Origin of the sequence: Microvirga aerilata, from assembly GCF_016743775.1 — a bacterium.
GTDB lineage: Bacteria > Pseudomonadota > Alphaproteobacteria > Rhizobiales > Beijerinckiaceae > Microvirga > Microvirga aerilata.
In genome coordinates this window covers 1-8,932 of the sequence record NZ_JAEQMY010000139.1, presented here as the reverse complement: position 1 = coordinate 8,932, position 8,932 = coordinate 1, and the positions used below count along the sequence as shown (strand labels likewise).

General features: G+C 57.1%; 9 protein-coding genes. 6 read left to right on the top strand and 3 right to left on the bottom strand.

Annotated elements, in window-relative coordinates:
• Nucleotides 1-314 precede the first annotated feature (314 nt).
• On the top strand, nt 315-524 hold the full coding sequence (locus JKG68_RS29490) for a hypothetical protein (protein WP_202065687.1): 210 nt from the start codon (nt 315-317) through the stop codon (nt 522-524).
• 258 nt (nt 525-782) lie between these two features.
• On the opposite strand, the gene JKG68_RS29485 is transcribed toward JKG68_RS29490, so the two are convergent.
• Nucleotides 783-1,142 carry a hypothetical protein gene (locus tag JKG68_RS29485; protein WP_202065686.1) on the bottom strand — a complete coding sequence of 120 codons (360 nt, stop codon included), beginning with the start codon at nt 1,140-1,142 and terminating at the stop codon, nt 783-785.
• A 1,366-nt stretch (nt 1,143-2,508) separates the two neighbouring features.
• A complete protein-coding gene (locus tag JKG68_RS29480; protein ID WP_202065685.1) occupies nt 2,509-2,760 on the bottom strand; it encodes a DUF6894 family protein in 252 nt (83 codons plus the stop codon).
• Between the two features lie 338 nt (nt 2,761-3,098).
• Between JKG68_RS29480 and JKG68_RS29475 the strand changes: the two genes are divergently transcribed.
• The 3 genes from JKG68_RS29475 (at nt 3,099) to JKG68_RS34375 (ending at nt 7,273) form a co-directional block, all read left to right on the top strand.
• Nucleotides 3,099-3,434 carry a hypothetical protein gene (locus JKG68_RS29475; protein ID WP_202065684.1) on the top strand — a complete coding sequence of 112 codons (336 nt, stop codon included), beginning with the start codon at nt 3,099-3,101 and terminating at the stop codon, nt 3,432-3,434.
• Nucleotides 3,435-3,498: 64 nt separating this feature from the next.
• Complete coding sequence (locus tag JKG68_RS29470) at nt 3,499-3,738, top strand: hypothetical protein (protein ID WP_202065683.1); 240 nt, start codon at nt 3,499-3,501, stop codon at nt 3,736-3,738.
• A 3,409-nt stretch (nt 3,739-7,147) separates the two neighbouring features.
• Nucleotides 7,148-7,273 carry a hypothetical protein gene (locus JKG68_RS34375; protein ID WP_281399258.1) on the top strand — a complete coding sequence of 42 codons (126 nt, stop codon included), beginning with the start codon at nt 7,148-7,150 and terminating at the stop codon, nt 7,271-7,273.
• A 343-nt stretch (nt 7,274-7,616) separates the two neighbouring features.
• Here JKG68_RS34375 and JKG68_RS29465 read toward each other — a convergent pair whose 3' ends face one another.
• Complete coding sequence (locus tag JKG68_RS29465) at nt 7,617-7,823, bottom strand: hypothetical protein (protein WP_202065682.1); 207 nt, start codon at nt 7,821-7,823, stop codon at nt 7,617-7,619.
• 177 nt (nt 7,824-8,000) lie between these two features.
• Between JKG68_RS29465 and JKG68_RS29460 the strand changes: the two genes are divergently transcribed.
• Both JKG68_RS29460 and JKG68_RS29455 read left to right on the top strand, forming a co-directional pair.
• Nucleotides 8,001-8,384 (top strand): hypothetical protein, encoded by a 384-nt coding sequence (locus tag JKG68_RS29460; RefSeq protein ID WP_202065680.1) that lies wholly within the window; start codon nt 8,001-8,003, stop codon nt 8,382-8,384.
• Nucleotides 8,385-8,750: 366 nt separating this feature from the next.
• Nucleotides 8,751-8,932, top strand: a 182-nt coding sequence (locus tag JKG68_RS29455) for a leucine zipper domain-containing protein (protein WP_202065678.1), incomplete at its 3' end; no start/stop codon positions are given.

Sequence of the window (8,932 nt, the reverse complement as noted above, 5' to 3'; positions counted from 1 at the left end):
TTCCAACCCAACAGTCAGAACGGTTCTCAGACCTTAGTTGGTCTGCTGCCTAGCTTCCTATTGCGTTGATTAAGCTGAAGTAGGTGCCTGAAGGCTGTTGAGACCTATCCAAGGTCACGCGCTTGAACATGGCAGAAGCCATTGTACTCCTCCGAGTTTTGCTGCTCTGACAGCGTCGCTAATACACGAGGGCAGGTTGTCCGGTTCTGGTGAGGGTCTGCACGAAGTCAGAACGTCATTATGGTGGTTAGGACCTAATGCAGGACTGGTGGGCGCTCAGATCCAAACAGAGATGCCCGCTTCCAGAGGAAGAAATGATCCTGCTCTGCAAGACCCAAGTGCGGATCCTTTTCAAGACGTGCAATCTGCGCCTCGACCGCTGCGAGTTGACGCTCAAGTCGGCTGATGTGCCGACGCTTGCTCGGCAGCAGCTTCTGTTGCTTGCTTTTCATCGACGCACCCCCATCCACAGCGATGCCATCGCCTTCCCTCAGGCTGATGCTTGGCAGTATCGCTGGCGATAATAGCGTCCCAAAACTTTGCTTATTTTTCGTGGGAATATGCCGATTCGGCATTGACCTGTCTGTCTGGTAGCCAACAGTACGGCAACGATAACTCAACTTCTGTTTACGTGGCGCGGTGGACCGAATGGGTAAGCGGTCAAGGCACGGCTGACGATGCGGCCTGAGGCCCCGAGCGCGCGGAAACTGCATCAGGCAGCAACTGCTTTGTCTTCATCTCGGGGAGAGGCAGCTCAGATGTCGAGCAGCTTCTGGACCATCTCACCCTCCCTCTTGCAGCTCAAGAAGTACGGAAGCGATTGGACTGCCTCGGATCACCTCTGGTCTCGCCTCACTGGTTGTGGTGGCAGGCACGACAAGATCAAGGAGAGGCAGCGCGAGGATGCCAGCAACAAGAGCTATCGCTGCAACGACGTGCTTGGTCAGCACGTCGGCAGCCCTTTTGGGCTGGACAGAGAGGGTGCTTCCCCACTGGTTGGAGGGCTCGATGGTGAACCCAGCGTGGCGCTGAAGGTCGTTGTCGTTTACCGCGCCCTCAGAATGACCAGGGCTCATGGCGATCATCGGCAGCAATCCTTTCAAGAACATTCTTGCCGAGCAGTAGGAAAGGACGGTTTTCATCGTTCGGCCTCCCTTGATAATAGACCAAGACTATCCGCCTATCCCACAGGACGGATGTGTGCTCGGGCACACAAGAATGAGGCATGGCACGTCTATGGCCTATGGTGAGACTTGAAACCTCTAGCAACTCTCCAGCGAACCCCGCTCACTCGTGTCAGAGGAAAGCAATCTTCCTCTGGGTGCCGGTGAGGGAGGCATAGCCAATCTCTCAGCATTATACTTGAGGAAACAAGAATCCGCTCACGAGTTGCCTTGGATTAGCCCCGTTCTGCACGCCGCAATAGCAGCTTGCGGGCTTGAGTTTGCAGGATGGCACATGCCCTTAGATGAGCCTTTTCCTCTCAACGCTGTTCCCTCTCGGGTGGCATACGTGCTTGTGCGTGAGTTCAAGGGGCGCTGCCCGAGCGTCCGGGAGGTTGACGAGATCCCAGATAAGCAGTGGCTGGCAACCCCAGGAATGGGTCCGGCCTCTCTGCAGGCCATCCGCAGCATCACCAATGCTGCGCGTCAGCAGGAAGTCAGTGACATCGCCTCACACCGCTTATCGGATGCCGAGTTGCTGAAGCGCTTGGAAGGGCTACAGGAGGATCTGCGCTGGCTGGAGGCTCAGCTGAAGGTGCGACTGCCCAAAGGCCCTAGGCGCAGACCGCAGCGTCAAGGGCACAACGGCGCAACGCGACAAGGGACTGACTTCCCAGGTCATGAGGCTCGTGAGGCCGAAGCTTCAGAGCATCGAAGCGACCAAGGCCACATTGCTTAGGAGTTCTCGGCCCTCCCAGGATCATGCCGCCGCTCTCCGTTCCCTAATCCGCTTTCCTGGCGTGGACTCCTCCAAGGCGAGCAGAAGCACCCCAATGTCTTCGTTCAGCAGACGGACGGCATTGCGGGCATATTGCCGAAAGCGATCTTTACGGTCCGAGGGCTCGCTATCCCACGGGAGTTCTTGGTGCTCGGCTTTGTGAATGGCCCGAGCCACCAGCTCGACTTTGTGATGCATCTTGACCTCCGGTGTTTGGAGCAGGAGTTGTCCTGGCTCAAGGGAGCCTCCGACGTCCACCGTCTTAGATGGCAGTCAGCAGATGGACTGCTCCGATAAACGAACTGACAGACGCAACAAAGAGAAACAACGCACACTGAAACGATGGGCCGGTGCTGGTAAGGTTTGTAGGTTCCGCAGCGATGTTCTGGATGGCTGCCGAATGTCGGGTGACGCTCATATGATGACCCTGCATCTGAATTGCCGATGAATGATCAGCAAACGGGTGCAGCCGGAGGCTTATTCCTTCACGAATTTTATATGAGTATTTCGAGAGTGCCTGCTGTGGTCCTACCCTAGGCCGATCATGTTGAGAGCCTCTGACAGAGATCAACTGATCGGCTGAGGCTGCTTGGCGATTTCCGCGTAGGGAATAGCGAGGACTGGTCGGAGTTCCTCGTCTACAATCTCGATGACGATCTGGCTGCTGTAGTCTGGCGAGAGCTCGGCACAGCCTTCCAGCAGGTTCTTGCCGAGCCTCAGTGCCTCAGTTTTGGCAGTAGCAACGTCGGGCAGCTCGACCCCATCGACATCTTCGTTCCTCCCAAAATGGCTCCGAACGTCAATATAATAGCGGGGCATGACTGGTCCTGAGGGAAGGGCAGTTAGATTGGTGGAGGTTTCCGGCTGTCACGCGCATCATTGTAGAACCAACCCTCATCATCAACATTCGTTCGCGCGGCTCACCTGCTCATTTGGGTGGGTGTTCGTAGAGTGGCCAGCAAGCACCAACCTCACCCACCTTCCCAGCCACGCCACCTGTGATGAGGGCCGCTTGACCCTTTTGGAGTACAGGCAGCAATCGAATCGCTAAAAAGTTGATTCAAGCACCAGGGCCACGCGACCATGCATCGGAGCAGGAGGCGGGTGTCATGGCTCAAACACGTGTCGCCGTCCGAGTTGCTGATGATCGAAGGACTGTGACCATCGAGATTGGTCCTGTTAATGAGCCATCAGCCCCTGTGGGGTTGGACCTCGAACAACTCACCAAGGTCATCACTCTGCTGGGGCAAGCACGACGCCAAATGATCGGAGGATTACCGGCGGAGTCTCTTGCCGGGAAGACGGTTGAGACCATCCTCGATCCCGTATGGTACGCCCAAGTTGCCCAGTTTGATGGTTCGCTGCTCGCGTTCGATCATCCGGCTTATGGGCCTGTCGCCTTCGCGATCCCCAGGAACGATGTTGCCGAGATTGTCCGGATCTTGAGTGCCCACCTCACCCTTCCAACAGTGCAGACAGACAAGCCAAGCTGAGGCGAGGAGAGCTTATATCCGACGGCAAACGCGGTGAATGATCTAACGGCCTAGGAGTAGGCATATGACTGAAGGCACAAGACGAGGGTCTGAGGACGGCTACTTCAAGCTCTATACACATCAGAAAGCACGACTGATTCAGCTTGAGGAGGAAAACAGGCACCTTCGCTCTGCGCTCAGTGACATGCGGAGCATTTTGGTCGCCCGGCAGGGCGAGCCCCCCTTACTAGCCGAGGACTGGCACAAGGCGCTCGTCACGATCATTGACGCCGCTCTCCTGGCCAGGGAGGGGAGGCCAAGCTAAACAATGGGGATTGGCAGTTCCCGCTTCACGCCCGCATGACCTTCTCCCGCAGCCATGGGTAAGGACTTTTGCTTAGGCCGCTCGGTTGGCCATGGCTTAAGCCAACAAGCTGAATTGCCTCTCATCCTGACGTGGTTGATAACTCGCCTCGTTCATTGAGACATACATCCAAGCACACAAACAGATTTCCTGGACTTCCGTAGGGGCAAAGACGGACATCAGCCGCGAACACAGCAAAAGCTGGGCGCGGCTTTTTCTTTGTCAAACGGAGGCCTGCTCTACGAAAACGCTGGAGGAGGGTCGAGCAACCAAGGGGTAGGATCCGGCCAAGTCCAAGGATGAGAGGTTGAGATCTTTGGGCTTGGCCGGGAGTACGGTTGGGCGACCATTGATTAAAGATGCTCCCGGCCCGGTGAATACGATGTCTCTGCTCCCTGACCTTTCCTCCCTTGCACTCTGTCAGCGGCAACCAGTTCGGCTTCTGCACGTTGGCTGCGATCATGATGCTTGGGAGGGTGGCCGATGCCCGACAAGAAGCGTCTTCGCCTATGTAGCTGTATCAGCCTCGCTGTGGCATCATTCGCGCTGATTGGTGCTATTGTTGCCCAGCCTCTTCTGAGCGCCATGTGGCCCCTACCAATCACTAATGCTCAGCTTCGCTAGGCCACTCAGGTGAGAGACCCTGCTAAAGCCCAGCAGTCTGCTGCAGTCTACCGGCAAGCTCTTGAGAGTGCTGTGCAGAGCGAAGACGTTGTTGCCTCGCACTTTGCTGTGCTAGCGGACGAGTTGCAGCGCCAAGGTCAATCCGACATCGCTGATATGCTGCAAGAGGCCAGCCATCACCATCGAGCCAACAGCATGATGAACCGTGCTCTTATGACGGCTCTAGGCGGATAAAGCCGTAGCAGCTTTGCACTCTGACTGCTTCGGAAAGACTAACTTGACCCGGACAGACTTCTTCGTAGTGAGCTGGCTAAGTCTGTCTCTGATGCCCTGAGCCTCTGGCCCAATCTCCGGGATCCGATCAATCAGGGGAGCAATGGCTTGGAGCTGCTGAAGGTTCGTGATGTGCGCGTCCTCCAGAGCCTTCCAGGCGCTCATGGGCAGGAGTAGACCGTCGAAGGGATCATCAGAATTCTTGGAAGGGGCTTGGGACATCAGGCTCACCTCCTGGTCGGGAGTAGTGTCAGGCTGCTGATAGTTGAAGATTAACCTGTTCCTATGAACTCCCGGTGAACATCTAAGCAGCCAAACTCAGGTACATAGGGGCCGCCTCCCGCATTAATCTAGGGCGTAGCCATGGAGGCCTCCTATGGACACTGCTGTGGCAGGGTAGGGATAGTTCCTCTTGACGAGAGAAGCCGGAACACGGCTCAACCGTCTCCCTCTAGCGGGTTGTCACGAAAACTCATTTATCCGCCTATGAGGCATCTCTCGGGAGCGGCCAGGGATCTCGGACCAAGCTTGGGATTGGCGTCTTCGGGCTTGTTTCAAGAGCCTCGGATCGCGCACGGGGCGGGACCTCAATGGCACCTACGGTATCCACCCAATCAAAACGCGGGCGTAGCGACAGATACGAGGGAGGCTCTGGAAGCGGGATTGTGATCAGGCTTTCTGCAATGACCTCTTCTTGTGATGGCAGGGACGGTTCAGCGGATGTCGGAGGCGGAGGCATGAGTGCCGCAACTGGAAAACTTGGCTCAGCGGGCTCGGGCGGGGCTGGCATTGCAGCCTCCGACAGCGCCTTTGGCGGGGTGGATGTGACTGGCTCGGCTGGCGACGGTAATTCGATAGGTGGCGGGGCTGAGGGGAATGTCGGCTCAGCGGGCTCCGGGAGTGGCGGCATCAGTGCTGCGACAGGGACGTTAGCCTCCGCAGGCTCAGGGCGTGGTTCAAGCACCGCAACCACAGGCGGATCATGCTGCAATTGGGTTTCCTGATGCCCTCGGAGCACGTGCGGCAGCGAAGTCAGAGGTTCGGGCCGCTGCTCTGGCCTAACGCTCGTGCTTGGGAGGACCTCTCGGACGCGGATAGCGGAACGCTTTCTGGTATCTTCCATGACTTTCTTAGACTGACGCCTGGTCTCTCCGGTGTTGGGCCGTGGCTTGAATTCGGCTGCTCGGGCAGGAGCAGGCTTGGGCATCATGGCTGGACTTGCCAGCCTTTCGGCACAAGCGGCAGTCATCCCACTCAGGGCCAGGGCGGTAAGCACCCCCAACTTGCGCATCTACTCGCAGCCTCCGCTAATCCGCTCGTGAGTTTAACAGAGCAGACGGTGCAGAGGAGGTCCAGCCTGACAATGCGCTGTTGATGAAAAGAGCCGCTCGTGAAAACGGTTGCGGAATTGGGGGCCTATGTTCGCCTGAGAACCAGCTCGGGGAGCCTAATCTCGGTTTTGCCATCAGGCAGGCTCGGGTCTCATCCACTGATATTGAGCTACTGGAATGCCACTGCCTCCTGTTGGGGTGATCACCTTAACTCCAGGCCGCCCGCTGGACTGCCGTTGATGAGGCCATATTGTTGGAGCGGCTTTGCAGTCGGCATCAATCCAGAGCTCGGCCACCGAGATGACGGTAGAGAGCCCGAACAGCGTGACTGTAGGATCTCTGCGGGTCCTGGGCGCAGATACCCCGGATCATTGCCATCTGGCTCTTCTGCGGGTACGACGCAGGTAAGAGGTTGAGATCACTGTCAACACTGCTTGGAGCCATCATGATGATGGCGCTCATGTACCCTTGAGCCCAGATAAAGTACTGTTCTTCCGAAGCCGGGTTCTTTGTGTGGCTAAGAGCAAACTTCAGGCAACTCGAAGCCCTAGGCCCAGCTCCCGCTGCGGCATAGCTTGGAACAGTCAAACCAGAGACTATGATTGCGACTGCTATTACCCTCATGGATCAGCCCTTCCCCTGGTCCGAAACGCTAGCCAACGTTCAGTATCGCTGCCGGTTCATTCTATCTTGGGGCGCTTTAGGTATCATCGTGTTTTACCACTAGCATTGCCTCCTGGATCTATTGGGCATTGGCATAAGTTGGAGGGAGTGCATGGTGACACGAGCTGCCCGTTTGAGGGACTTCAAGACTGACGGGTATCCCGGCTCTGGGCAGTCAGTGCAGGCTCTGGCCGAGGATCATGTTGGGACCTACATCCTTCCATTCCCGTGTGAACGCATTGATGGCGAATGGCGGAACGCGATAACGGGGGAGGCCGTCCAGGCCAACATTCTCGGGTGGTGTGAGGTGCGGACAGAAAGCCGAGGCCGCACGAGTCCTGCGCATCAGCTGACCAAAGAGTGAAATGGCCCGCCTATCCAGTATACCCATAGAGTGAACGGTGATCCTATGGGCGCTTTAAATTTCCGCGCGGCTTCTGCAGGTGCTACACTCTTGGTCAACATCAGGAGGAGCAGACATGGCCAAGGGTGAACAGCGCGGCAACCGCGAAGCGAAGAAACCGAAGAAGGAAAAGTCAAAGACGATTGCCGCTGCGCCTTCGACAAAGGGGACGGTAGGCGCAAGCATTGGATCCAAGAAGTAGGACCCTTTGAAGCCGCTCTAGCTCACCGTGCAGCTTCGAGAACTATTGCGACGCCTCGCGCCCGCAGTCTGACTCTTCACAGCCTCCGTTTAGGTCAGATCGCAGTCTTGACCTTCTCCGATAGGCTTGGACCTGTGCGACAAGGGCCCGTGTATTAGGGCATCACTAGGGCTGTCAACCAGCGTGCGCGATTGCTCGACCTAAGCCTGCGCTGGAGGTGCTGATTGGTCATGCTCGGGGCCAAAGCACGAGTACGCTTAAGAGTTGCGGTCTATTAATCAGGAAGCAAAGCTCCGCCACGCATAGCGAGGGAGCTTTGCTCGACTAGTTTGAAGGATGAGGTTCAGAGCTGCCGGGAAGCACCCTGCCGCTCGATTAACAGGATCTCGCCCACTTCGAGGCAGTAGCGGGTGCGGGTGGTCTGAACCGTGCAGGGCGACCGCCGCATGTATGTGCAACCATCTGAGTCCAAGAGCCACAGGGTTTTGGGCGTCACGCGATAAACGACACACCAGTGGTCGGTCGCACCCGTGATCCCGACGATGGCCACGCAGCTCCGTTTCAGTTCCTGGTCCAAGGAGGCCCACAGGTGGGGCAAAGTGCGTTGGTTCCGCTTCAGCCGCAGGGTACGAGCTTCAAACTTCAGGTTTCGACCCAGAATGCGAACCTGCCCCGCAGAATTTAAGAGCCGCTTTAGCTGACCGAGGTCCATTCCATGGAGAACGGGTTGACAGAGGTGACCACAATCCCGCTCAAGGGCTTTGATCAGCTTCCCAAACAGCTTTTGACACTGCTCATCTCGGAGGTGGAAGACGTACCGGAGGGCATTCACAATCGAATACACGCCGCACAGCGCATCGAGATCCCCCTGCCGGTAAGCGCGTTTGCGCCGTGCCATCAGTTCCTGGTCGAGGAAGGCGTGGGTGTGGAAAGGGGCGGCGGCAAGCCAGGAGCAGCTGAGACCCAGTTCATAAATTCAAAGTACTTTCCGGAAGCTTGCAGATGCAGAGGAGGAACGGCTGAGCGGCTGGCCTCAAATAGGATCGGGAGGGGGCAGTCAGCACAGGACAGGAGAGTGACAGAACGCATGAGCGTGGCTCCTCAAATGTAAAGGGAGCCTGACGGCTCCCTGAAGGCGGTCAGCAAGGGCCGACCAATGATGATGTTGTACGCTAGCTTCGCCATACCAATTGCCAAGCTGAGCTGCTAAGCCAAACAGCCTCGCTTCAAAATGCATCAACCCGGCAAATCAAGTTTATACGAAATGTTGTATCTTGTCGATACCGCCCAGTCAAGCTTGGCTTCGCACAGCGCAAAACAGCCAAGGCTTCGCGACAAGCATCACAGGCACTCGGTGTGAAGGGCATTGCAATGCCCATGCGTCGTTGCAGCTAGATGTGAGATCTGAGGAGGTTGTTCATCCTGTCTGAGGGCCTGAAGGTGGTCGTTGCGACACGATTACCGATGGGCCTGAGGAATGAACAACCCGCACCAGAATGCCCGCACGACCCGCTTGGGTCGAGCGGAAATGATCCGCCGCATCATTGAGGACGGCCAGCCTGTTCGCGCGGTGGCGAGAGGCTTTGGCATCAGCGAGCGCACCGCCCGTAAATGGCTGGCTCGCTACGGAGCCGAAGGGCCAAGCGGGTTGGACAACCG

What these genes read in the sequence shown, in the direction of transcription:
- JKG68_RS29490 (WP_202065687.1), top strand. Translation starts at nt 315, where the DNA reads ATGATCCTGCTCTGCAAGACCCAAGTGCGGATCCTTTTCAAGACGTGC.
- JKG68_RS29485 (WP_202065686.1), bottom strand. Translation starts at nt 1,142, where the DNA reads ATGAAAACCGTCCTTTCCTACTGCTCGGCAAGAATGTTCTTGAAAGGA.
- JKG68_RS29480 (WP_202065685.1), bottom strand. Translation starts at nt 2,760, where the DNA reads ATGCCCCGCTATTATATTGACGTTCGGAGCCATTTTGGGAGGAACGAA.
- JKG68_RS29470 (WP_202065683.1), top strand. Translation starts at nt 3,499, where the DNA reads ATGACTGAAGGCACAAGACGAGGGTCTGAGGACGGCTACTTCAAGCTC.
- JKG68_RS34375 (WP_281399258.1), top strand. Translation starts at nt 7,148, where the DNA reads ATGGCCAAGGGTGAACAGCGCGGCAACCGCGAAGCGAAGAAACCGAAG.